Annotated in this window: 1 pseudogene; it reads left to right on the forward strand. The window is 58.3% G+C overall.

Going from position 1 to position 506, the window contains the following annotated elements:
• Positions 1 to 42: 42 nt before the first annotated feature.
• Positions 43 to 506: pseudogene (locus BK660_RS31920) on the forward strand (hypothetical protein); the annotation flags it as partial.

Below are 506 nucleotides of genomic sequence, written 5' to 3' on the forward strand. Positions count from 1 at the left end.
AAGCCATTGACAGCCCAGTGACTGCAGACAGGACGTGTGGAAATGGATGTGCGATTGCCGATAACGACCGCCGGAATATGCCTTGCTCTGTTGATCGGCGGTTGCTCGCCCGGCGACGAGAAACACGCCGCCAGCCTTGAAGAAAAAACCGCAAAGTTCGAACAGTCACTGGACGCCATCACCGATCCAAAACTCAAGGATGCCATTACCGAACTCGGCGGCTCTCTGCTGCTGCTCGAACGTGCGCAGATCAAACTCGACGACAATCCACCGCGCACCGAATACGGTGAGGACGCCCTCGCCGTGCTCAAGCACTACCCTGCCCCGCAGGCGCTGGTCGACACCTTCATCAATGGCCTGTTCGTGCTGCACAAGGACGCCAGCTCCGATTACCTAACCGACCTGCAACCGGTGTTCCCGTTCAACCTGAACATTCCCGGCGGTTTCCTGTTCCCCCATGGCGTGGAATGGCAGTCGGTGACGTTGAGCAACAAACGCGTGATCGC

The sequence above is a fragment of the Pseudomonas brassicacearum genome, from assembly GCF_003732265.1.
Lineage (GTDB): Bacteria > Pseudomonadota > Gammaproteobacteria > Pseudomonadales > Pseudomonadaceae > Aquipseudomonas > Aquipseudomonas brassicacearum_D.